This window comes from Cobetia sp. 14N.309.X.WAT.E.A4, from assembly GCF_030397495.1.
GTDB classification, from domain to species: domain Bacteria; phylum Pseudomonadota; class Gammaproteobacteria; order Pseudomonadales; family Halomonadaceae; genus Cobetia; species Cobetia marina.
The window spans coordinates 290214-312711 of record NZ_JAPNXT010000002.1 but is presented as its reverse complement, the minus strand read 5'-3'; the positions used below and the strand labels follow the sequence as shown (position 1 = coordinate 312711).

Here is a 22498-nt window from a genome sequence, read left to right as displayed (position 1 = left end):
GCGGCTGACGGACGCCTCAATGTTCACTCTCGACCAACTGCGCTTCACCCTCGGTCAGCGCTGTCTGCTGCAAGCCTCCGCGCTGGATTTCGCGCCGGGCAAGGTGCATGGCCTGATCGGTCACAACGGGTCCGGCAAGTCGACGCTGCTCAAGTTGCTGGCACGACAGATGCAGCCCACCAGCGGCCGGCTGGCGCTGGATGCGCGTGCGCTTTCGGAATTCGGCAACCGTGAATTCGCACGCGCCGTGGCCTATCTCCCCCAGCACCTGCCGGCCGCCGAAGCGCTGACCGGACGAGAGCTGGTCGCCTTCGGGCGCTATCCGTGGCACGGCCTGCTGGGGCGTCCCGGCGCCGAGGATGAGGCCGCCATCGAGCGCGCCATCGCACTGACCCACACCGAGGCCTTCGCCGACCAGCAGGTCGATACGCTCTCCGGCGGCGAGCGTCAGCGCGTGTGGCTGGCGATGCTGCTAGCCCAGGGCAGCCGCTATCTGCTGCTGGATGAACCGCTGGCGGCGCTGGATATCGCCCACCAGATCGAGGTGATGGAGCTGGTCTCACATCTCAGCCACACCCTGGGACTGGGCATCATCATCGTGCTGCACGACATCAATCTGGCGGCGCGATATTGCGACCGTCTGGTAGCGCTCCACAGTGGCAAGGTGCTGGCCGAAGGCGCGCCCGACGAGATGATGAATCCCGCCACGCTCAAGGATATCTATGGCGTCGAGATGCAGGTGATCACCCCGGCGCATGGCCAGCAGCAGATCGCGGTGCCGGTATGAAGTGGCTGATGGCACTGATCGGCCTGAGCCTGCTGGCCGCGGGGTCCGCCAGCGCCGCCACGACGGGTGACGCCCATGAGGCACCAGCGGGCTTCGTCGATCGCCCCGTCGTGGCGCTGGACTGGACCCTGGCCGAGACCCTGACCGGACTCGGGGTGCGCGCCATGGGCGTGGGCCAGGTGGAGACCTACGCCAGCTGGGTGGCTCAACCGGCGCTACCTCAAGGCACGCGGGATCTCGGCCTGCGCACCCAACCGAATCTGGAGCAGCTGGCCGCCCTCGCCCCCGATGACATCCTGATCAGCCCGATGCTCGCCAGCCTCACGCCACGCCTGTCGACCATCGCGCCGGTCACCAGTGTCGCCATCTATACCCCGGATGCCGACACCTGGCAGACGCTGGTCGCGGCGACCCGCCAGCTGGGCAAGCTGACGCAGCGCGAGCCACAGGCCGAGCAACTGATTCGCCAGAGCACGGCCCGACTGGCCGGCTACGCTGCCGCCTTGCGCCAGCAGAGCGCTCGCACTGGCCAGGCGCTGCGCCCCCTGCTGATGGTGCAGTTCATGGATGACCGCCATGTGCGCATCTTCGGTGACAACAGCCTGTTCCAGGCGGTGATCGAGCGCATGGGCATCGACAATGCCTGGCAAGGCGATACCAATGCCTGGGGCTTCGCCACCGTCAGTCTCGAGAAGCTGGTGACCCTCAAGGGCCGCATGGTGGTGGTGGAGCCCCTGCCACCCGGCGGACGCGAGGCCCTGGCGCGCAATGGTCTGTGGCAGGCCATGCCCGGCGTGCGTGAGAACAGCGCTGCCTCGGCGCCGCTGTTCCTGCCGCCGGTATGGAGCTTCGGCGCCCTGCCCTCGGCCAATCGCTTCGCCGACCTGCTCGCCGATCATCTGCTTGACGAGGATCTGCTTGACGATCATCTGTTCAACGACCACACGGACACGGCACTCGACGGCGAGCCGGCACCTGAGGGAGAGATCACCGATGGCCACCCCTGAGCAGGTCATGAGAGAGCGTTCCTCTTCCGCCCCCAGTCCCCTTCGACTCACTCCCGGCAGAGCCTGCAGTCTGCTCACGCTGGCCCTGCTGGTGCTGGGCAGCCTCGCCCTCAACCGTGACGGCCTGAGCCTGATGCAGGGCCTGACGGCGTTGTGGTCATCCCCCGATGTCACGAATGCCGCCAGTCTCGGCCAGGCAGACAGTGCCCTGCTCTCCGCCCAGCTGGTGGCCCATGTCAGCTGGTGGCCGCGATTGCTCTGCGCGCTGCTGGCCGGGGCTGCGCTGGGCATGGCGGGGGTGCTGATGCAGCAGGTGCTGCGCAACCCGCTGGCCGCGCCCACCACCCTTGGCGTTGCCAGCGGCGCGAGTCTGGCGATGATGCTGGCGACGCTGTTCGCCCCGGCGCTGATGGCCGGCACGGGTCTTGGAGGTGACGGCTTCCAGCTCGGCCGAGAATGGGTCGCGCTGGCCGGTGGCCTGGCCGCCATGGGGCTGGTATTCGCGCTGGCCTGGGCACGCGGCATGTCACCGACCGTGGTGGTGCTGGCGGGCCTGGTGGTCAACCTCTACATCGGCGCGCTGGGCATGGTGCTGTTGCTGTTCCATCAGGAAGCCCTGCACGGCACCCTGGTATGGGGCGCAGGCTCGCTGGCGCAGAACGGCTGGGACGGCGTGACCACGCTGATCACCCGTCTGCTGCCGGGCATGCTGCTGGCACTGGTGCTGATGCGCCCGCTGGCGGTGCTGGATCTCGACGAGGCCAATGCCAGAAGCCTGGGCGTCTCGCTGCGCAAGCTGCGTCTGATGAGCCTGGGGCTGGCGGTATTCCTGAGCGCCTGCGTGGTCAGCGTGCTGGGCATCATCGGCTTCATCGGCCTGGCCGCGCCGGCCTGCGTGCGTCTGATGGGCGCACGCCGCCTGGGTCAGCGCCTGCTGTGGGCACCGCTGTTCGGGGCACTGCTGCTGGCGGTGACGGACCTGGTGGTCGCCAGTCTCGATGGCCTGCTGCCCAACCTGATTCCCACCGGCGCGATGACGGCGGCCCTCGGCGCGCCGCTGCTGCTGTGGCTGATTCCGCGCCTGAAGATGGCGCAGGGAGCAGGCCCCGCCAGTCATCACGGCATGTCACTGACGCATCGTCATCCCCGTCCCGACCGCCTGCTGGGCTGGCTGCTGGCCGGGGTCATCATCGCCCTGCTGCTGGCGCTTCTCGTCGGCAATGGCGCCGATGGCTGGACGCTTGGCGGTGACATGCTCCAACAGTTGCTGTCAGGCCAGACCAGCGTGCTGGACTTCCGCCTGCCACGCGTGCTGGCGGCGGCAGGCGCCGGCGTGCTGCTGGCCCTCGCCGGGACGCTGTTGCAGCGCCTGACCAGCAACCCGATGGCCAGCCCCGAGATTCTCGGCATCAGCGGCGGCACCGCCATCGCGTTGATGCTGACACTGCTGCTGGTGCCGGAACCGGGCCAGCTGACCCTGCTGGGCGCGGGCGTCTGCGGGGCACTGGCCTGTCTGGCGCTGCTGGTGGCGCTCAATCATCGCAGCGGTTTCATCCCCGAACGCGTGCTGCTGTGCGGGGTGGCGATCACGGCGCTCTACGATGCGGTGCGCGGCATCATCCTCGCCGATGGGGACCCGCGCGGTCAGCAGATTCTGGCCTGGCTGTCCGGCTCCACCTACTACGTGGGCCTCTCCGCGGCGGTTGGCGTGCTCGCGCTGGCGATCGTCGCGGTGCTGCTGGTGCGCCCGCTGGCGCGCTGGCTGGACATCCTGCCGCTGGGCACGGCGAGCGCCAGTGCGCTGGGCATCGGCGTGACCCGCGCCCGTCTGGTGCTGCTGGGTGCGGTGGCGGTGCTCACCGCGCTGGCGACCCTGATCGTCGGCCCGCTGTCCTTCGTCGGCCTGCTGGCACCGCATCTGGCGCGTCTGCTGGGGCTGAGCCGCGCGCGAGATCACATGCTCGGCGCGGTGCTGTGTGGGGCGCTGCTGATGGTGCTGGCGGACTGGCTGGGGCGCCAGCTGCTCTCGCCCTACGAGATCCCCGCCGGCCTGATGGCCTCGCTGATCGGCGGCAGCTACTTCCTGTGGAGCCTGCGCAAGTCGGGCTGATGCCCCCTCGATGAGAGGCCTCACCGCCAGAAGACACGACGCCAGAAGACACGAAGCCCGCGACCTCCTGATCGCGGGCTTCGTGTTTCAGCGTTTCTCTTTTCGCAATCTGCACTCAGTTGCCGAACACCACCGTGCGCCTGTCATGCAGGAAGACGCGGCGCTCGAGGTGATAACGCACGCCACGCGACAGGGTCAGGCACTCGATATCACGACCCTTGGCGATCAGGTCTTCCGGATAGTGGGCGTGATCCACCGTCTCGACGCCCTGGGTGATGATCGGCCCTTCATCGAGATCATCGTTGATGTAGTGCGCGGTGGCACCGACCAGCTTGACGCCCTTCTCGTAGGCCTGGTGATAGGGGCGCGCGCCCTTGAAGCCCGGCAGCAGCGAGTGGTGGATGTTGATCGCCCGCCCCGAGAGCTTCTCGCACATGTCGCTCGACAGCACCTGCATGTAGCGCGCCAGAATCACCAGCTCGGCGCCGGTGTCCTGCACGATCTTCCACACCTGCGCTTCCTGCTCGGCCTTGGTCTCGGCGGTGATCGGCAGGTGGTGATAGGGCAGGCCATGCCACTCGGCCAGCGGCGCCATGTCCGGGTGGTTGGAGATGACGGCGGTGATGTCCATCGGCAGCTGGCCGATGCGATGCCGATAGAGCAGGTCGTTCAGGCAGTGGTCCGAGCGCGAGACCATGATGACCACCTTCATGCGCTCCTCCGGCGCACTCAGGCTGACGTCCATCTCGAAGTCGGCGGCACGCGTGCCCAGCCCCTGCTCGAAACCGGCGGCGTCAAAGCTGTCGCTGAGTTCGCCGGCCTCGGTCTGGGGCCGGAATTCGGCCCGGATGAAGAAGCGCCCCGACAGGCGGTCATCGAAGGAATTGAGCTCGGTGATATAGCAGCCCTGCTCGCGCAGGTAGCGTGTCACGACGTCCACCGTGCCGATACGGCTGGGACATTGGGCGGTCAGAATCCAGGTATCACGCATACATAGGTGCCTGTCATGTAAGGATTATTCATTGTTGGAAGCTGCAACGTCAGGGTTGCATCCGGGGCCCTGCGCGACAAACCAATATTATTGAGGCGGGCTTCAGTATTTCTGAAGCCCGCCTCCTGGCCCGGGCAAGGCCCCTGGCAGCCGATTCAGGTCATGGCGTGCGCCTGCGACAGAGCTCTCTCCAGACGCAGATCCCGCCAGACGCATATCTCTCCAGACGCAGATCCCCCCAGACACAGATCTCAGGCCTTGATGCAGACCCCGAATTCCTCGCTGGCATCCAGCAGCCAGCGGCCGAGGTAATCGGCGAAGCTTCTGCGCACCACCAGCTCGAATTCGCTCTCGCTGACGCGGCGCAGCACCAGCGTCGCCTTGGCGAACACCGCCGGTACGCCCCGCCCGACCGGGAAGGCTCGCGGGTGCACATCGGTGGGCGTCGACTTCATCAGCACCTGACGCGCCTGGTCGCCACTCAGCGAGATGACGGTCTGGCCACCACTGACGTTGACCACCTGATAGCGCCCCGAAAGCCGCTCATGCAGCGCCTTCTCGACAGCGAAGGCTTCCTCGCCGGGCACCAGGATCAGCCACTCATCCGGTGACAGCCACTGGATCGAGCGACCGCCCTCATTCTGGTGGAGAGTTGCCGGTGTCAGCGGCAGCGCCAGACCCAGCGCCGCCTCGACCCCCTCGGCGAAGCCCGGCTGCGCGGGGTCACCGCGCAGCGTCAGATGACCGAGAAACGCCTTCTCCTGCAGCACGACGCCGGCATCGCCGTCATCGCGGGCCGTGAACAGATGCGCCAGCGGCGAACGGGCGCTCTGGGCGTGAACTTCAGGCGTCGGGCGCTGGTCGATCACTGACGTCTGAGAACTTGTCATGTCCTGCGGCTGCGCCTCGACGGCGGCACCCGCTTGCGGGTCGAGTGTGGTGGCATCAGACATGCTGGCGCTCCCCTTTCTTGTCGTAGAACACCGGTGAGGTGATTTCGGCTTCCAGCGTCGTGCCATCGGCCTGCGGCAGGAACACCGTCTCGCCGATGCGCTTGGCACCGCCCTTGACCACCGCCAGCGCGAAGCCATGTCCCAGCGTCGGGCTGTAGTAGCTGGAGGTCACGTGGCCGACCATCGGCATCGGGATGGCGTGCTCGGGGTCGAAGACGATCTGCGAGCCTTCCGGCAGCACGATGCGCTCATCGCCGGCCTTCTTGCGCGTCGGAATCAGGCCGACCATCTGCTTGCGGTCATCGCGGCGGGTATCCGGACGCGACAGCGCACGCTTGCCGATCCAGGAATACGGCTTGTTGTAGCCGACACACCACTGCATGCCGAGGTCTTCCGGGGTGATCGAGCCATCGGTGTCCTGACCGACGATGATGAAGCCCTTCTCGGCGCGCAGCACGTGCATGGTCTCGGTGCCGTAGGGCGTGAGGCCGTACTGCTTGCCGCACTCGAACAGACGCTTCCAGACATGCAGCCCGTAGTTGGCCGACACGTTGAGCTCGTAGGACAGCTCGCCGGTGAAGGAGATGCGGAAGATGCGCCCGGGAATGTCGGCGATCAGCCCTTCACGGACTTCCATGAACTTGAAGCTGTCGCGGTCGAGGTCGATATCGGTCAGCTCGCCGACCAGCGCACGCGCCTCGGGGCCGGTGACGGTCAGGGTCGCCCAGTGATCGGTGACGCTGGTCATCTGCACGTCCAGCTCCGGCCATTCGGTCTGGTGCCACAGTTCCAGCCACTCAAGGATCGAGGCCGCGCCACCGGTGGTGGTGGTCATCAGGAAGTGATCTTCGGCCAGACAGGTGGTGACACCGTCGTCCATCACCATGCCGTCGTCGTGACACATCAGGCCGTAGCGCGCCTTGCCGACGCCCAGCTTGGCCCAGGCGTTGGTGTAGATGCGGTTGAGGAATTCGCGCGCATCGCGACCGGTGATGTCGATCTTGCCCAGGGTCGAGGCATCCAGCACGCCGACCTTCTCGCGCACCGCCAGACACTCGCGCTCGACGGCGGCATGCATGTCCTCACTGCCCTGCGGGTAGTACCACGGGCGCTTCCACTGGCCGACATCCTCGAACTTGGCGCCTTGCGCCACGTGCCATTCGTGCATCGCGGTGTAGCGGATCGGGTCGAACAGCTCGCCGCAGTGACGGCCGACGATGGCGCCGAAGGTCACCGGCGTGTAGTTGGGGCGGAACACGGTGGTGCCGGTGTCGGGGATGGTCTGCCCCAGACAGCGCGCGGCGACCGCCATGCCGTTGATGTTGCCCAGCTTGCCCTGGTCGGTACCGAAGCCCATCGCGGTGTAGCGCTTGACGTGCTCGATGGACTCGAAGCCTTCGCGGGTGGCGAGCTCGATCCCGGCGGCGGTGACGTCGTTCTGCAGATCGACGAACTGCTTGGGTGCGCGTGCGGTGGGCTTGTCATGCGGCACCTGATAGAGCGGCAGCATCGGGGACTCCGCAAGCTCGGACACCGCTGGCACCTCGGCCTGGGCGATCTCGAACTCGCAGGCTTCCACCGCGGCGACACCGCTGGCATAGGCCGCGACCAGCGCATCTTCCAGCGCGAAGCTGCCATTGGCGGCGCCACAGGCATCGAAGCCCTTGAGCATCGGTGCGCCCAGCGCCGGCAGGAAGCCGTGGATCTCATCACTCCACACCGGACGCGCGCCGGTGTGCGCCGCCAGGTGAACCACCGGGCTGTAGCCGCCGGAGCTGGCGATGGTGTCGCAGGCGAGCTCTTCCACTTCACCGGTGACAGCGAAGCCATCGATATCGATGGCCGCGATGCGCGCGCCTGTCACGCGGCGCTCGCCCTTGGCCTCGATCACGGCGGAGCCGGCGATGATGCGGATACCCGCGGCACGCGCCGCCTCGACCATCACGCCGGCAGGGGCCGGACGCGCATCGGCGATCGCGACCACCTCACGGCCGGCCGCCTTCCATGCCAGCGCCGCGCGATAGGCATGGTCGTTGTTGACCGACAGCACCAGCCTGTTGCCGGCGGCGACGCCGTAACGGGTCAGATAGGTGGTGACGGCACCGGCCAGCAGGTTGCCCGGCACATCGTTGTGGCTGTAGACCAGTGGCCGCTCGTGAGCGCCGGTGGCCATGATGACGCGGTGGGCGCGCACGCGATGCAGACGGGAGCGTGCCTGCTGGGCGCCACGGGCATTGCGCGGTGCGAGATCGGCCTGATGCTCGGTGCGGCGCTCGTGCAGCGTAACGAAGTTGTGATCGTGATAGCCGTTGGCGGTGGTGCGCGGCAGTAACTGCACATCCTCACAGGCCGCAAGCTCCGCCAGCACGGCGTCACGCCATTCGATGGCGGGCTTGCCGTCCAGGGTCTGATCGAGACAGTCCGCCGACATGGAGAGCAGTGAGCCACCCAGCTCTTCCTGCTCGTCACACAGGATGACGCGCGCGCCACTGCGGGCCGCGACCAGCGCCGCCATCAGGCCCGCCGGGCCGGAGCCGATCACCAGCACATCGGTGTGCTGATGCAGGTGATCATAGATGTCCGGGTCCTCCTCGAGCGGAGAACGCCCGAGACCGGCGGCCTTGCGGATGTACTTCTCATACGTCATCCACAGCGAGGCCGGCGCCATGAAGGTCTTGTAGTAGAAGCCCGGCGGCATGAACTTGCCGCCCAGCTTGCCGACCTGCGGCAGGAAACGGCTCATCAGGTCCTTCTGGGCCTTGACCCAGCCGCTGACGGCGTGGGCTTCCAGGCCGTCGTAAAGCGCCTGCTGGGTGGCACGCACGTTGGGCACCTGGCCCGCTTCGGTGCTGCCCAGCTGCAGGATGGCGTTGGGCTCTTCGGCACCGGCGGCGACCAGGCCCCGCGGACGCGCATACTTGAAGCTGGCGTTGAGCACATCGAGGCCGTTGGCCATCAGCGCCGAGGCGAGGGTATCGCCTGCCAGGCCCTGATAACGCTTGCCATTGAAGGTGAAGGTCAGCGGCGTGGCGCGATCGATGCGTCCACCCGAGGCGAGACGGCGCGGGGCAGCGGCGGTCTGGTGGTCTTGCTGGCTCATGCGCTCACCCCCTTGGCTTGCGTGGTCGGATCGGCTTTCGTCTCACCGGTGATGGTGGGCTGCTCGCCCATGCGATAGGTCTCGAGAATCTCGTAGGTCACGGTGTGGCGGGTGATGTTGAAATACTTGCGACAGCCCACGGCGTGAATCCACAGCTCGTGGTGGACGCCACGCGGGTTGTTGCGGAAGAACAGATAATCCCCCCACTCGGCATCGGAGCAGGCTTCGGGGTCCTTCGGGCGCTCGATATGCGCCTGGCCCTTGACGTGGAATTCCTCTTCCTCGCGCAGCTCGCCGCAGTAGGGACAGAAGATATGCATCATGGTCGGTCGTCTCCTGACGGCAGGTTCAGTGCGCGACGCCGGCGGCGCCATGTTCGTCGATCAGCTTGCCCGTGTTGAAACGGTCATAGGAGAAGGGTTCTGCCAGCGGATGGGTGCGCCCCTTGGCCAGTGTCCAGGCAAAGACGTTGCCGGAACCGGGCGTGGCCTTGAAGCCACCGGTGCCCCAACCGCAGTTGAAATAGAGCCCCTTCACGGGCGTCTTGGAAATGATCGGGCAGGCGTCCGGACAGGTGTCGACGATGCCGCCCCACTGACGGTTCATGCGCACCCGCGAGAAGATCGGGAACATCTCGACGATGGCCTGCAGGGTGTGCTCGATGGTCGGGTAGCTGCCACGCTGGCCGTAGCCCACGTAGCCGTCGATGCCGGCCCCGATGACCAGGTCACCCTTGTCGGACTGGCTGACATAGCCGTGGACGTGGTTGGACATCACCACGGTGTCGAGAATCGGCTTGAGCGGTTCGGACACCAGCGCCTGCAGCGGGTGGGATTCCAGCGGCAGACGGAAGCCGGCCTTCTCGGCCATCACCCCGGAGTTGCCGGCGGTGACCACGCCGACACGCTTGGCACCGATGAAGCCGCGCGAGGTTTCCACCCCGACGATGGCGCCATCCTGCTTGCGGAACCCGGTGACCTCGGTCTGCTGGATCAGGTCGACGCCGAGGCTGTCGGCACCGCGCGCGAAGCCCCAGGCCACGGCGTCGTGACGCGCCACGCCACCGCGCGGCTGCCAGGAGGCACCGAGAATCGGATAGCGTGCCCGGCTGGAGCAGTCCATCGCCGGTACCAGTTCCTGCACCTGCTGGGTGTCCAGCACCTCACCGTCGATGCCCTGCAGACGGTTGGCGTTCACGCGGCGCTGGATGTCACGCATGTCCTGCAGGGTGTGGCCCAGGTTGAGCACGCCACGCTGGGAGAACATCACGTTGTAGTTCAGGTCCTGGGACAGGCCTTCCCACAGTTTCATGGAGTGCTCGTAAAGCGCCGCCGCCTCGTCCCACAGATAGTTGGAGCGCACCAGGGTGGTGTTGCGCGCGGTGTTGCCACCGCCCAGCCAGCCCTTCTCGATCACCGCGACATTGGTGATGCCGTGCTCCTTGGCCAGGTAGTAGGCCGTGGCCAGTCCATGCCCGCCGCCACCGACGATGATGACGTCGTATTCCTTCTTGGGTTCTGGGCTACGCCAGACCTTCTGCCAGTTCTCATGGTGGCTGAGCGCATGCTTGACCAGCCCGAATCCCGAGTAACGCTGCATTTGCCACCCTCCTCACATCTTTGCCACCGCAAGCGCTGTCCGGTGCTCTCGCCCGAGTGATGTCTGTTGTTGTCACCCGAGTGATGTCTCTGCGCTTGCGGCATGTGTCGTGGTTATCGTTGTCTCTCGCCAGCGCCCTGTTCAGGCAATCTCGGCGGTATCAGTGATGCTGGCGGAGGCGTAGACCGGGAAGCGTGCACAGACTTCCTCGACCTTGCCGCGCACTTCAGCCTCGACCTTGTCGCTCTCGCCGCTGGACAGCGCGTCGAGCAGGTCGCAGATCCAGCCGGCCAGCGCCTCGCATTCCGCCTCGCCGAAGCCGCGCGTGGTGGCGGCCGGTGTGCCGATGCGCAGGCCGGAGGTCACGAAGGGACTCTGCGGATCATTGGGTACGCTGTTCTTGTTGACGGTGATGTGGGCGCGGCCCAGAGAGGCATCCGCGTCCTTGCCGGTCACGCCCTGACGGATCAGCGAGACGAGGAACAGGTGGTCATCGGTGCCACCGGAGACGACGTCATAGCCGCGTTCCATGAAGACGTGAGCCATCACGCGAGCATTGGCGATCACGCGCGCCTGATAGCTGACGAAGTCCTGGCTCATCGCCTCCTTGAAGGCCGCGGCCTTGGCAGCGATGACATGCATCAGCGGGCCACCCTGCTGACCCGGGAAGACGGCACCATTGAGCTTCTTGTACAGTGCCTCGTCGCCGGTGGCGGAGAGAATCAGGCCGCCACGCGGGCCGCGCAGGGTCTTGTGCGTGGTGGTGGTGACGACATGGGCGTGGGGGATCGGGCTCGGGTAGTGGCCCGCCGCGACCAGACCGGCCACGTGGGCCATGTCGACCATCAGCCAGGCACCGATCTCGTCGGCGATGTCGCGGAAACGACGCCAGTTGACCACGCGGGAGTAGGCGGAGAAGCCGGCGATGATCATCTTCGGCTTGTGCTCGCGCGCCAGACGCTCCATCTCCTCGTAGTCCAGCTCGCCGCTTTCGGTCAGGCCGTACTGGATGGCGTTGTAGTGCTTGCCGGAGAAGTTGGGGGCGGCACCGTGGGTCAGGTGACCGCCATGCGCCAGGCTCATGCCGAGAATGGTGTCGCCCGGCGAGACCAGCGCCATGAACACGGCGGCATTGGCCTGGGCACCGGAGTGCGGCTGCACGTTGGCGTAGTCACAGCCGAACAGCGCACAGGCACGTTCGATGGCCAGTGTCTCGACCTTGTCGACGAATTCGCAGCCACCGTAGTAGCGCTTGCCCGGATACCCTTCGGCGTACTTGTTGGTCAGCTGGCTGCCCTGGGCTTCCATCACCAGCGGGCTTGCATAGTTCTCGGAGGCGATCAGCTCGATATGCGCTTCCTGACGCGCTGTCTCTTCGAGGATGGCCTCGGCCAGAGCGGGATCGAGTCTGGCCAGTCGGTCATCACGGGTGTAGCCATGTTGCTGAGACATTGCGCGCCTCCGGTTATCGGATGTTGTCGTTGGAAATGCAGAGGGGTCATGGAGACCCGGCAGGTCAAACCTTGCAGATGTGCTCCGATACTAGCCCCGCCCCTGACGGGCAGGCTGCTTGTCAGCGTCACCGTGCAGTGCGAATGCGACATGCCTGCGCAGATGCGACTCGGGCTGGCGCCACAAGGCAGGTATGCTAGCGACAGGCATATGCGAAGATACGCAGACAGCAAGGGCTGTCGCGCTCAGGGCGAAACGGGAAGACAAGGAGGAAGGTGGCATGTTGATGGAACTGCTGGCGGTGATGGCTCCGGTGCTGTGTGGCGCCGCCATCGGCTTCTTCTGGGTGCGCCTGGGCAATGAATACCCCATGGCCTTCGTCACCCGGCTGGTGCTCTACATCGGCACACCGGCACTGATTCTCAACGCGTTGGGCAGTGCCGAGATCGACAATTCCAGCTTCCTGCGCACGGGCCTGGCGACCCTCACGGTGATGGCGCTGCTGCTGGCCCTGAGCTGGCCGTTCTCCCGCCTGATCGGCAAGCCGTGGAAGGTCGCGGTGGCTCCGCTGCTGTTCTCCAACGTCGGCAACATGGGCCTGCCCGTGTCCCTGTATGCCTTCGGCCAGGCCGGCTTCGCCTACGCCATCACCATCATGGTCACCATGTCGCTTCTGCAGTTCACGCTCGGTGCCTGGCTTGCCAGCACCAGCGGCAACCCGCTGCGCAGCGTCGTGCGATCCCCGACCATCTGGGCCAGTATCCTCGCCACCACCCTGCTGCTCAGTGACATCCACATGCCGCGCTTCGTGGCCAACAGCCTGGAGCTGATCTCCGGCTTCACCGTGCCGCTGATGCTGATCACCCTTGGCGTCTCGCTGGCCAGTATCCGCGTCAGGAATCTGGCGGCAGGCGTGGGCTTCAGCGCCCTGCGCATCCCCTTCGCCGCCGCCTGCGCCTGGGGAATCGGCACGCTGCTGGAGCTGCCGCCGATGGCGTTGCACGTGCTGGTGATGCAGATGGCCATGCCGGTGGCGGTCTACAACTACATGTTTGCCCAGAAGGCAGGCCGCGAGCCGGAATACGTGGCCACGCTGGTCTTCTGCTCGACCCTGGCGGCCTTCCTCTACCTGCCGGCGCTGCTCGCCGTGCTGGGGGCCGAGATGGGGCAGTGATGCCTGCCGGGCACGCCCCGGCGCTTGCTCGGCGCATGAAAAAACCACGCAGGCCGAGGCATGCGTGGTCGTGGGTATCTTCCTGCAGAAAGTAGCCGCACCGCGGGAGCCCATCTCCACATGCCCAGGCATGCGTCGTGCTCCCGCAGTGCGAAACTTTCCTGTTCTGCCGGCTGTTCTAGTCGTCCGTCACTGCCTCTCAGCCTGGGGGCAGTGAACCGTTCCCTTGATGAGACATTGCCCTTTCTTCCGATTTTCCCGTGACGGGAGTGGCCATCACGCATCGTTCAGGATGTCTTCCGCTCTCGATCTGCAGCTGGAAGCTGGCAGAGGAAGTGTCGGTCTCTGGTGCACGATACGGGGATCGCGCTTGCGGGCACCCCGCAACGACCTTCCTGACAGCCAGCAGGCTTCCTGTCGGCAACACCTGAAGCGTAGTCTCGAGGCCGGCACTTCCTCCAGATGGTTTGTGCCGTCATCCTGCGCGAGTCGACTTGCTCATGAACCTGAGCATGAAGTCGTAGAACCCTCATGCTTGAGGCGCTCAACCGTGCGCCTGCAGCGGTCGTCCCGCCTGTGCGGTCTGCCGTGTCGTGTCCCGCAGTTGCGCCAGGGAGACCACGGCATGGCCCTTGTCCGCCCATTCGGCGCGCTCGGCATCGTCGGCGCGAACGATGAAGCGTCCCGCCAGGGTGTAAAGCAGCCCGATCAGCGGCGATAGCCAGCAGGCGAAGGCCAGCGGAATGTAGAGCAGCCCCTCGAGACTGCCACCACTGGTGATCAGCCCCAGCGAACTGATGACCACGGCGCCACTGGCATTCCAGGGCACCAGCGGCGAGACCAGCGTGCCACCCTCTTCCAGAGAGCGGGACAGATTGAGGGTCGAGTAGCCTTCGCCACGGAAGATCGGTGCGTACATGCGCCCCGGCAAGGCGATCGAGAGGTAGGGGTCGCCCGCGATGACGTTGGTCAGCGCGGCAGTGGAACTGGCCGCGACCTGCAGCCCGAAGATGCCGCGCACCTTGACCAGCACGGCGGCGCACAGCGCTTCGAGACAGCCGATCACCTCCAGCATCCCGCCGAAGGCCAGTGCGATCATCACCAGCAGGATGACCCAGGCCATCGACATGAGGCCGCCACGATTGAGCAGGCTGTCGATCTCGCTGACGCCGGTATTCAGGGTGTAGCCGCTCTGCATGTAACCGAACAGCGCCTTGATGGCCTCGCCCTGGACACCATAGGCCACTACCGCCCCGGCCAGCACCCCGACGAACAGCGCCGGCAACGCCGGCATGCGGGCGATGGCCAGTGTCATCACCAGCAGCGGCGGCACCAGCACCCACAGATTGAATTCGAAGGCCCCGTCCAGGCCCTGGGTAATCGCGGTGATACGCTCGAGATCCAGTGTCTGCCCGGCGGCGAGCAGGTTGCCGGCGACCAGGTAGATCACCAGGGCGATCAGCATCGAGGGGATGGTGGTGGGCATCATGTTGCGGATGTGGGCGAAAAGATTCACCCCGGTGACGGCGGGAGCGAGGTTGGTGGTGTCCGACAGGGGAGAGACCTTGTCGCCGAAGAAGGCCCCGGAGACCACGGCACCGGCCGTCCACCACGGTGGGATGCCGAAACCGGCGCCGATACCCATCAAGGCCAGCCCCACGGTGCCCACGGTGCCCCAGCTGGTGCCGAGCGTGACCGAGACCACCGAGCACAGCAGCATCGCGGTCGCGAGGAAGTATTCCGGCGAGATCAGCTTGAGCCCGTAATAGATGATCATCGGCACGCTGCCCGAGGCGATCCACACCCCGACCGTCATGCCGACAAGAATGAGGATGGCGATGGAGGGCAGGCCGACACGCACGATGCGCATCATGCCCTCTTCCATCGCCGACCAGCCGTGCCCCAGCTTCCAACCGACCAGCGCCGTCATGGCGACACCACAGATCAGCGGCACGTGAGGAGTGAATTCGCCAAAGACGAAGAGTTGCAGGGCCAGCACGGCCAGGGTTGCCAGAATCGGCAGGCTGGCCATGGGCAGAGAGGGGCGTTGCGGTGCATCAACATCACGAGTCATGAGGTATTGCTCCATTAGCCAGTTGTACTTGTTGTACCCCCACGCTAATCGACTGACGCCGCTCCAGATGGCTGACAGCGGCATCTACCTCCCTGAATGCGACATCGTCTACGACTTTCTGCCAATCACTTGCACGAGATTCATTCACCTCTCCTCAAACCTGTCGCCACTGTCATCTTGCCGGCGAGAGAGGGCGAGATCAGTAATCGATCACCACATCCCCGTTGGGCACGCTGCAGCAGGACAGGATGAAGCCATCCGCGACGTCTTCATCGGTGATGCCGCCGTTGTGCTCCATCGCGACCTCCCCGGAGACCTTCTGCACGCGGCAGGTGCCGCAGATGCCCATGCCGCAGGCCTTCGGGATATGCAGGCCGAGCTTGGCGGCGGCGGCGTGGACGGTCTCGCCCGGGGCGATCTGCACCGACTTGCCGGTCGTGGCGAACTCGACGCGCGTCAGGTCGGCGCGGTCCAGCTCATCGGCCAGCACTTCCGCCTGCTCGGCCTGCTCGATGGCCTCCTCCTCGACCTCCACCGGCGTGGCCCCGAAGGACTCCTCGTGGTAGCGGCTCATGTCGAAGCCATGGCTGCGAAGCAGATGCTTGATCGCATTCATGTAGGGGGTCGGGCCGCAGCAGAAGATCTCGCGCTCCATGAAGTCCGGCGCGATCATCTCGAGCATGGCGTCGGTCAGATAGCCGCGATAGCCCGACCAGGTCTGACCGGTCTCGAAGCGCTCGCAGATGATGTGCATGTTGAATTCCGGCACCCGCGAATCCATGAACTCGAGCTGACGCCAGAAGATGATGTCGCGCGGGCTGCGGGCGCTGTGCAAGAAGGCGATGTCCACGTTGGCATTGGTGTCGAAGTACCAGCGGGCCATCGACATCAGCGGCGTGATGCCAACCCCGCCTGACAGCATCAGGATGCGTTCCGCCGGATAGTCGATGCAGTTGAAGTTGCCCACCGGGCCGTGCACGGCCAGCTCGTCACCTTCGTTCAGATTGTCATGCAGCCAGTTGGAGACCAGTCCGCCCGGCACGCGCTTGACGGTGATCGAGAAGCTGTAGGGCACCGACGGCGAGCTGGAGATGGTGTAGGAGCGCATGATCTGCTGCGCATCGATCTCCAGCTCCAGGGTCACGAACTGCCCCGGCTTGAAGAAGAACATCACCGGCTGTTCGGCCATGAAACAGAAGGTGCGCACATCCCAGGTTTCCTGAATGACCTTCACGCAGCGCACGCTATGTCGACCGTTGGTCCAGGTCTGCGTCGTAACCGGATTGAAGTTGCTGAGTGTGGTGCTCATGAAGGCCTCGCTGGGCATGTTGTTCTTGGAGACATGTTCTTGAAGGGGCAGTGTCAGTTCTTGAAGAGACAGTGTCAGGCCACCCTGCGCTGCGTGCGCGACCAACGGTGGGACATGCTCTGGATTGTCGAGTCAGCGTCCGGCAAGCATTTATCCGTGCACGACAGAAACATGCCCGATCCCTCCAATCACGACCCCGCAGTGCCCTGCCCCCGCCTCACCGCTGCACCTGCCTGTGCCTCGAAGGCCCTGCGCAGACGACCGGCGTCGGAAATACATCATTGAGCGTCGCCATCAGACACAAGTCGCGACTTGACCTCAGCCACACTGCGATCCATGCGTGGCAAAGCCACCGGATATCATGCGGGCTGCCTGAACTTCCACGCTGACTATCCTGTTGAGCGAGCGGCCCCTCTACCTGCGCCGCCCTCGACACCCGAACCGACCAGGACAGGACGACGCACCGCGCGATGCATCGGCACTCACTCATAGGTGCGCTGACTCATAGGTGCGCTGACTCATAGGTGCGCTGATGTCTGCCGCGGTGCTGCCCGGCAATGGTCTGTTCACTCGTTTCCTCTGTCCCGGCTTCACAACAACAATGATCAGTACACTCACTCAACCCAAGGCGACCCTGCTCCCGGCGCCTACCGACCGTGCGAGGACATCGCGATGAGCGATCTATTGGAACACGCTCAGGACCAGCAGCGTCAGGCGGTACGCGAGGCCGCCGCGCGGCTTCTAGAGGCCCGCAGTCCCGGCTATACCCTGCCCCAGCCCTTCTACAATGATCAGCGCCTGTTCGATCTCGACATGAAGGAGATCTTCGAGCGCGAGTGGCTGTTTGCCGGTCTCGGCAGCGAGATCCCGCTCAAGGGCAACTTCATGACCATGGACGTGGGCAACAGCCCGATCATCATCGTGCGCGGTGACAACGGGGCCATCCATGCCTTCCATAACGTCTGTCGCCATCGCGGGTCTCGACTGTGCAGCACCGAGCGCGGCAAGGTTGCCAAGCTGGTGTGCGGCTATCACAAGTGGACCTATGAACTGGATGGCCGTCTGCTGTTCGCCGGTTCCGACATGGGCACCACCTTCGATACCAGTGACTACGGCCTGCACCCCGTCCACGTACGTTCAGCCGGCGGCATGCTGTTCATCAACCTCGCCGAGCAGCCCGAGAACTGTGAGCCGTTCTTCAAGACACTGGAGTTCTACCTCAAGCCCTACGACATGGAGAACGTCAAGGTCGCGGCCAGCTCCTCCATCATCGAGGAAGGCAACTGGAAGCTGGTGATCGAGAACAATCGCGAGTGCTATCACTGCGACGGCTCCCACCCGGAGCTGCTCAACACCCTGCAGGAATTCGATGACACCGATGACCCGCGTGCCACCGAAGCCTACAAGGCGCTGGTCGCCAAGAAGCAGGCCGACTGGGATGCCGAGAAGGTGCCCTATCAGCTGGTGCGCTTCGGTCGCCGCAATCGCATGACGCGCACGCCGCTGCTGGAAGGCACCGTCTCGATGACCACGGACGGCACGCCGGCGTGCAAGAAGCTGCTGGGTCGCCTGCAGAGCCCCGACATGGGCTCGCTGCGAATCCTCAACCTGCCCAACTCCTGGAACCACTTCATGGGCGATCACGCCGTGGTCTTCCAGGTCGACCCGATCGGCCCCCTCAAGACCCGCGTGACCACCAAGTGGCTGGTGCACAAGGACGCGGTGGAAGGGGTCGACTACGACCTGGCGAAGCTGCGCAAGGTATGGGACGCCACCAATGATCAGGACCGTCAGCTGGTGGAAGAGAACCAGCGCGGCGTCAACTCCAGCGCCTATCAGCCCGGCCCCTACTCGGCGACCTTCGAGTTCGGTGTCGTCGACTTCGTCGACTGGTATGCCGAGCGCATGCAGGAAGCGCTCAAGGAACAACAGGAGCCGCATCTGCAGCTGGCCTGAGGGCTTGAGTCCTTGAGTCCTTGAGTCCTCGAAACCTGGACTCCAAAGGACAGACAAGAAAAAACCCGCCACCGGCAAGCCGGTGGCGGGTTTTTTTGGCTTTCACCCGGGCAACACGCCGAAGGCGGTCACCCGAGAGATACTACGGCTGGATTACAGCTGCGTGTCCAGACTCATCATCAGGCTGAGCGCCATGACGATGATGATGGAGAAGCCGAACAGCTTGCGTGCCCAGGAGGCATCAGGCTGATCCTTGAGGCGCCAGGCGGCCAGATACAGCCACCAGCCACCCGTGACGGTCGCGACTACCAGATACCAGATGCCGGTATATCCCCACAGTGTCAGCAACAGCGACACCGGGATGAAGCCGGCAATGTACCCCGTCACTACACGCTTGGCATGCTCCATGCCTCGCGCTACCGGGAGTACCGGAATATTGGCGGCCCGATAGTCATCGACACGGAACATGGCAATCGCATAGGAATGCGGCATCTGCCACATGCTGAAGATGATCAACAGCAGCAGCGCCCCCATGTCCGCCTGGCCGGTGACAGCCAGGTAACCGACCACTGGCGGCGCGGCGCCGGACAGTGAACCGATGAGGGTGCCATACACCGAGCCACGCTTGAGCCACATGCTGTAGGCCCCGACGTAGATCACGAAGCCCAGACCCACGGCGATCATCGCCATGAGATTGGTCATCGCGGCCAGAAGCCAGAAGCCCGCAAGGCCCAGCACGCTGCCGAAGACGAAGGCCCCCGTCAGCGAGATGTCGCCCTGCACCAGAGCACGGCCCTGGGTACGCGCCATGTGACGATCGATGTCGCGATCGATGCAGTTGTTGAACACACAGCCTGAGGCCACGATCAACGCCACCCCGACCAGGGTGGCGATGAACAGCGCCCAATCCACCTCACCACCGGAAGCGAGAAAGAAGCCGCCGCTGACGGTGATCAGGTTGCCGAAGATAATGCCCGGCTTGGTGGTACGCAGGTAGTCCTTGATCATCAGGCTCACGCTATTAGATGGGCATCATGTTCTGATTCAGCTCGATCATGATCCACATGGAACCACCAACGACGATTGCCACGATCACCAGGGTGAACAGCATGGCCATGACATTCCAGCTCTGCTCCTTGGAGCCGTCCAGGTGCAGGAAGAAGTACAGCTGCACGAAGACCTGAGCGATGGCGAAGCCGTAGATGGCCCAGATCACGCCGACACCCGGATCGTCCATCATCATCACCATCCCGAACGGGATGATGGTCAGGATGATGGAGAGGATCAGACCGGTCACGTACTGCTTGACGCTGCCGTGATTGTCGTTGTGGTCGTTGTTGGAATGGCTCATAGCATCACTCCTGTGAGATAGACGACGGTGAAGACGCAGATCCAGATGACGTCCAGGAAGTGCCAGAACAGGCTGAGCATCATCAGACGACCACGATGCATTTCCGTCAGGCCTTTCTGCTTGACCTGGATGATCAGCAGCGCCATCCAGACCAGACCGACGGTCACGTGCAGACCGTGGGTACCGACCAGCGTGAAGAAGGCTGACAGGAACGCGGACTTGTCCGGGCCATGGCCATTCACGATCAGGTGATGGAACTCATAGATTTCCATCGCGATGAAGCCCGCACCACAGGCGAAGGTGATCATCAGCCACTTGATCACCGCGGAGCTGTCTCCGCGGTTCATGCCCAGCATCGCCAGGCCGTAGGTGAAGCTCGAGGCCAGCAGCAGCGCGGTCTCGACCAGCACGAAGTCAAGCTCGAAGATCTCGGCGCCCGTCGGGCCACCGGCATACGCCTGGCTGAGTACCACATAGCCTGCGAACAGCATCGCGAACAGGATGCAGTCGCTCAGCAGATAGAGCCAGAAACCGAAGACCTTCAGGCCATTGGTATCGTGATGCTCGTGATCGTCATGGGCGTCGTGCGCCCCATCATGAGATGTCATTGCATTGTTCGCCATGATTACCCCTGAACCACTGTGTCGTTAGGTGTGCGGGCGCTGGGCAGGGCACGACGCTCGCGACCTTCGCGCTCGACACGCTCCACTTCCTCGACGGACACGTAGTAGTCGATGTCATAGTTGAAGGTGCGCACGATGAAGCTGACGGCCATGCCGACCAGCCCGACCACGGCCATCCACCAGATGTGCCAGATCAGCGCGAAACCGAACACCAGGCTGAAGGCGGAGATGATGACACCGGCCGCTGCGTTGCGCGGCATGTGGATCGGCGCATAAGGCTTCTTGGCCTCCTGCTCGATACCGCGTTCCTTCATTTCCCAGAACTCGTCGAGTTCAGAGACCTGCGGCTCGTGAGCGAAGTTGTAGAACGGTGCCGGTGAAGTGGTGCTCCACTCCAGCGTACGCGCGCCCCAGATATCGCCAGTGGTGTCCTGCAGCTTCTTGCGGTCCTTGATGCTGACCGCGATCTGGATCACGGTGCACGCGATACCGATCATGATCAGGCAGGCACCGATGAAGGCGACGACCAGGTACGGCACCCACAGCGGGTTGTCGACGTGCTGCAGACGACGGGTCATGCCCATGAAGCCGAGGATGTACAGCGGCATGAAGGCGAGGTAGAAGCCAGTGATCCAGAACCAGAAGGAACGCTTGCCCCACTTCTCGCACAGCATGAAGCCGGTCGCTTTCGGGAACCAGTAGGTGATACCGGCCATCGCACCGAAGACCACGCCGCCGATGATGACGTTGTGGAAGTGGGCGATCAGGAACAGCGAGTTGTGCAGGACGTAGTTGGCGCCCGGCACGGCCAGCAGGACACCGGTCATGCCACCGATGGTGAAGGTGACCATGAAGCCGAGGGTCCACAGCACCGGAGAGGTCATCTCGACACGACCGCGGTACATGGTGAACAGCCAGTTGAAGATCTTAACGCCCGTCGGGATCGAGATGATCATCGTCGCGATACCGAAGAAGGCATTCACGTCAGCGCCGGCACCCATGGTGAAGAAGTGGTGCAGCCAGACGACGAACGACAGGATCGTGATGACGATGGTCGCCCACACCAGAGAGGTGTAACCGAACAGCTTCTTCTTGGAGAAGGTGGAGATGACTTCGGAGAACACACCGAAGACCGGCAGCACCAGGATGTACACCTCAGGATGGCCCCAGGCCCAGATGAGGTTGACGTACATCATCATGTTTCCACCAAGGTCATTGGTGAAGAAGTGGAAATCAAGATAACGGTCGAGCGTCAGCATCGCGATGGTCGCGGTCAGGATCGGGAAGGCCGCGATGATCAGGACGTTGGCGCACAGTGCGGTCCAGGTGAAGACCGGCATTTTCATCAGGGTCATGCCCGGCGCACGCATCTTGAGGATGGTGGCGACGAAGTTGACACCTGTCAGCAGGGTACCGACACCGGAAATCTGCAATGACCAGATCCAGTAATCCACCCCGACCCCGGGACTGTAATTGGCCCCCGACAACGGCGGATAGGCCAGCCAGCCGGTCTTGGCGAACTCGCCCAGACCCAGCGAGATGTTGACCAGCAGCGCGCCGACCACGAACAGCCAGAAGCTCAGCGAGTTCAGGAACGGGAACGCCACGTCACGTGCGCCGATCTGCAGCGGCACGACGACGTTGATCAGACCGATGACCAGCGGCATCGCCACGAAGAAGATCATGATCACGCCGTGGGCAGTGAAGATCTGGTCGTAGTGATCCGGGGGCAGATAGCCGTGACCGCCGGTGGACGCCAGCATCTGCTGGGAACGCATCATGATCGCATCGGAGAAACCACGGATCAGCATCACCAGCGCGACGATGATGTACATCATGCCGATCTTCTTGTGATCGACAGAGGTGAACCACTCATTCCACAGGTAGGCCCACTTTTTCTTTACCGTGATGAAGCCGAACAGGGCTGCACCACCGAGGATTACCGCCGCAAGCACGATCATGACGATCGGCTCGTGATACGGAACAGCCTCTATTGTGAGTTTTCCAAGCAT

General features: G+C 64.2%; 17 protein-coding genes. 5 read left to right on the top strand and 12 right to left on the bottom strand.

The window, feature by feature from the left end; all coding sequences use genetic code 11:
* The first annotated feature begins 19 nt into the window (after positions 1–19).
* From OW493_RS04690 to fhuB, 3 genes are read left to right on the top strand one after another with little or no spacing between them, the layout of a single operon-like run.
* On the top strand, positions 20–787 hold the full coding sequence (locus OW493_RS04690) for an ATP-binding cassette domain-containing protein (protein ID WP_289863388.1): 768 nt from the start codon (positions 20–22) through the stop codon (positions 785–787).
* Positions 784–1794 (top strand): ABC transporter substrate-binding protein, encoded by a 1011-nt coding sequence (locus tag OW493_RS04685; protein WP_289863387.1) that lies wholly within the window; start codon positions 784–786, stop codon positions 1792–1794. Before OW493_RS04690 ends, OW493_RS04685 begins: the two co-directional genes overlap by 4 nt.
* A complete protein-coding gene (gene fhuB / locus OW493_RS04680; protein ID WP_289863386.1) occupies positions 1781–3904 on the top strand; it encodes a Fe(3+)-hydroxamate ABC transporter permease FhuB in 2124 nt (707 codons plus the stop codon). Before OW493_RS04685 ends, fhuB begins: the two co-directional genes overlap by 14 nt.
* Positions 3905–4019: 115 nt before the next feature.
* On the opposite strand, the gene purU is transcribed toward fhuB, so the two are convergent.
* From purU to glyA, 6 genes are all read right to left on the bottom strand, one after another.
* Positions 4020–4895, bottom strand: coding sequence for a formyltetrahydrofolate deformylase (purU, locus tag OW493_RS04675; protein ID WP_289863385.1), 876 nt, complete (start codon positions 4893–4895; stop codon positions 4020–4022).
* Positions 4896–5146: 251 nt separating this feature from the next.
* On the bottom strand, positions 5147–5848 hold the full coding sequence (gene soxG / locus OW493_RS04670) for a sarcosine oxidase subunit gamma family protein (protein WP_240499601.1): 702 nt from the start codon (positions 5846–5848) through the stop codon (positions 5147–5149).
* Complete coding sequence (locus OW493_RS04665) at positions 5841–8948, bottom strand: sarcosine oxidase subunit alpha family protein (protein ID WP_289863384.1); 3108 nt, start codon at positions 8946–8948, stop codon at positions 5841–5843. Before OW493_RS04665 ends, soxG begins: the two co-directional genes overlap by 8 nt.
* A complete protein-coding gene (locus OW493_RS04660; protein WP_043333138.1) occupies positions 8945–9271 on the bottom strand; it encodes a sarcosine oxidase subunit delta in 327 nt (108 codons plus the stop codon). The genes OW493_RS04665 and OW493_RS04660 overlap by 4 nt, the downstream gene beginning before the upstream one ends.
* Positions 9272–9296: 25 nt before the next feature.
* Entirely contained in the window at positions 9297–10547 is a 1251-nt protein-coding gene (locus OW493_RS04655; RefSeq protein WP_077379137.1) for a sarcosine oxidase subunit beta family protein, read from the bottom strand.
* A gap of 141 nt (positions 10548–10688) precedes the next feature.
* A complete protein-coding gene (gene glyA, locus OW493_RS04650) occupies positions 10689–11999 on the bottom strand; it encodes a serine hydroxymethyltransferase (protein ID WP_077379135.1) in 1311 nt (436 codons plus the stop codon).
* Between the two features lie 280 nt (positions 12000–12279).
* Between glyA and OW493_RS04645 the strand changes: the two genes are divergently transcribed.
* Positions 12280–13173 (top strand): AEC family transporter, encoded by an 894-nt coding sequence (locus OW493_RS04645; protein ID WP_136939034.1) that lies wholly within the window; start codon positions 12280–12282, stop codon positions 13171–13173.
* Positions 13174–13717: 544 nt separating this feature from the next.
* Here OW493_RS04645 and nhaC read toward each other — a convergent pair.
* Together nhaC and OW493_RS04635 are read right to left on the bottom strand one after the other, a co-directional pair.
* Entirely contained in the window at positions 13718–15247 is a 1530-nt protein-coding gene (gene nhaC / locus OW493_RS04640; protein ID WP_244994954.1) for a Na+/H+ antiporter NhaC, read from the bottom strand.
* Positions 15248–15446: 199 nt separating this feature from the next.
* A complete protein-coding gene (locus tag OW493_RS04635) occupies positions 15447–16556 on the bottom strand; it encodes a hybrid-cluster NAD(P)-dependent oxidoreductase (protein WP_077379384.1) in 1110 nt (369 codons plus the stop codon).
* A gap of 672 nt (positions 16557–17228) precedes the next feature.
* Between OW493_RS04635 and OW493_RS04630 the strand changes: the two genes are divergently transcribed.
* Positions 17229–18512: an aromatic ring-hydroxylating dioxygenase subunit alpha gene (locus OW493_RS04630; RefSeq protein WP_141392589.1), complete on the top strand. Its 1284-nt coding sequence runs from the start codon at positions 17229–17231 to the stop codon at positions 18510–18512.
* A 153-nt stretch (positions 18513–18665) separates the two neighbouring features.
* Here the strand turns inward: OW493_RS04630 and cyoE are convergent, their stop codons facing one another.
* The 4 genes from cyoE to cyoB are packed head-to-tail and all read right to left on the bottom strand — an operon-like array spanning position 18666 to position 22498.
* A complete protein-coding gene (cyoE, locus tag OW493_RS04625) occupies positions 18666–19520 on the bottom strand; it encodes a heme o synthase (protein WP_084209346.1) in 855 nt (284 codons plus the stop codon).
* Positions 19521–19533: 13 nt separating this feature from the next.
* Positions 19534–19863, bottom strand: a complete 330-nt coding sequence (cyoD, locus tag OW493_RS04620; protein ID WP_054555337.1) for a cytochrome o ubiquinol oxidase subunit IV — start codon at positions 19861–19863, stop codon at positions 19534–19536.
* Positions 19860–20486: a cytochrome o ubiquinol oxidase subunit III gene (gene cyoC / locus OW493_RS04615; protein WP_077379079.1), complete on the bottom strand. Its 627-nt coding sequence runs from the start codon at positions 20484–20486 to the stop codon at positions 19860–19862. The genes cyoD and cyoC overlap by 4 nt, the downstream gene beginning before the upstream one ends.
* Before the next feature lie 2 nt (positions 20487–20488).
* Positions 20489–22498, bottom strand: coding sequence for a cytochrome o ubiquinol oxidase subunit I (cyoB, locus tag OW493_RS04610; protein WP_136939036.1), 2010 nt, complete (start codon positions 22496–22498; stop codon positions 20489–20491).

What these genes read in the sequence shown, in the direction of transcription:
- nhaC (WP_244994954.1), bottom strand. Translation starts at nt 15,247, where the DNA reads ATGACTCGTGATGTTGATGCACCGCAACGCCCCTCTCTGCCCATGGCC.
- fhuB (WP_289863386.1), top strand. Translation starts at nt 1,781, where the DNA reads ATGGCCACCCCTGAGCAGGTCATGAGAGAGCGTTCCTCTTCCGCCCCC.
- OW493_RS04645 (WP_136939034.1), top strand. Translation starts at nt 12,280, where the DNA reads ATGTTGATGGAACTGCTGGCGGTGATGGCTCCGGTGCTGTGTGGCGCC.
- cyoB (WP_136939036.1), bottom strand. Translation starts at nt 22,498, where the DNA reads ATGCTTGGAAAACTCACAATAGAGGCTGTTCCGTATCACGAGCCGATC.
- glyA (WP_077379135.1), bottom strand. Translation starts at nt 11,999, where the DNA reads ATGTCTCAGCAACATGGCTACACCCGTGATGACCGACTGGCCAGACTC.
- OW493_RS04630 (WP_141392589.1), top strand. Translation starts at nt 17,229, where the DNA reads ATGAGCGATCTATTGGAACACGCTCAGGACCAGCAGCGTCAGGCGGTA.
- purU (WP_289863385.1), bottom strand. Translation starts at nt 4,895, where the DNA reads ATGCGTGATACCTGGATTCTGACCGCCCAATGTCCCAGCCGTATCGGC.
- OW493_RS04655 (WP_077379137.1), bottom strand. Translation starts at nt 10,547, where the DNA reads ATGCAGCGTTACTCGGGATTCGGGCTGGTCAAGCATGCGCTCAGCCAC.
- cyoE (WP_084209346.1), bottom strand. Translation starts at nt 19,520, where the DNA reads ATGATCAAGGACTACCTGCGTACCACCAAGCCGGGCATTATCTTCGGC.
- OW493_RS04635 (WP_077379384.1), bottom strand. Translation starts at nt 16,556, where the DNA reads ATGAGCACCACACTCAGCAACTTCAATCCGGTTACGACGCAGACCTGG.
- OW493_RS04690 (WP_289863388.1), top strand. Translation starts at nt 20, where the DNA reads ATGTTCACTCTCGACCAACTGCGCTTCACCCTCGGTCAGCGCTGTCTG.
- OW493_RS04665 (WP_289863384.1), bottom strand. Translation starts at nt 8,948, where the DNA reads ATGAGCCAGCAAGACCACCAGACCGCCGCTGCCCCGCGCCGTCTCGCC.
- OW493_RS04685 (WP_289863387.1), top strand. Translation starts at nt 784, where the DNA reads ATGAAGTGGCTGATGGCACTGATCGGCCTGAGCCTGCTGGCCGCGGGG.
- OW493_RS04660 (WP_043333138.1), bottom strand. Translation starts at nt 9,271, where the DNA reads ATGATGCATATCTTCTGTCCCTACTGCGGCGAGCTGCGCGAGGAAGAG.
- cyoD (WP_054555337.1), bottom strand. Translation starts at nt 19,863, where the DNA reads ATGAGCCATTCCAACAACGACCACAACGACAATCACGGCAGCGTCAAG.
- soxG (WP_240499601.1), bottom strand. Translation starts at nt 5,848, where the DNA reads ATGTCTGATGCCACCACACTCGACCCGCAAGCGGGTGCCGCCGTCGAG.
- cyoC (WP_077379079.1), bottom strand. Translation starts at nt 20,486, where the DNA reads ATGGCGAACAATGCAATGACATCTCATGATGGGGCGCACGACGCCCAT.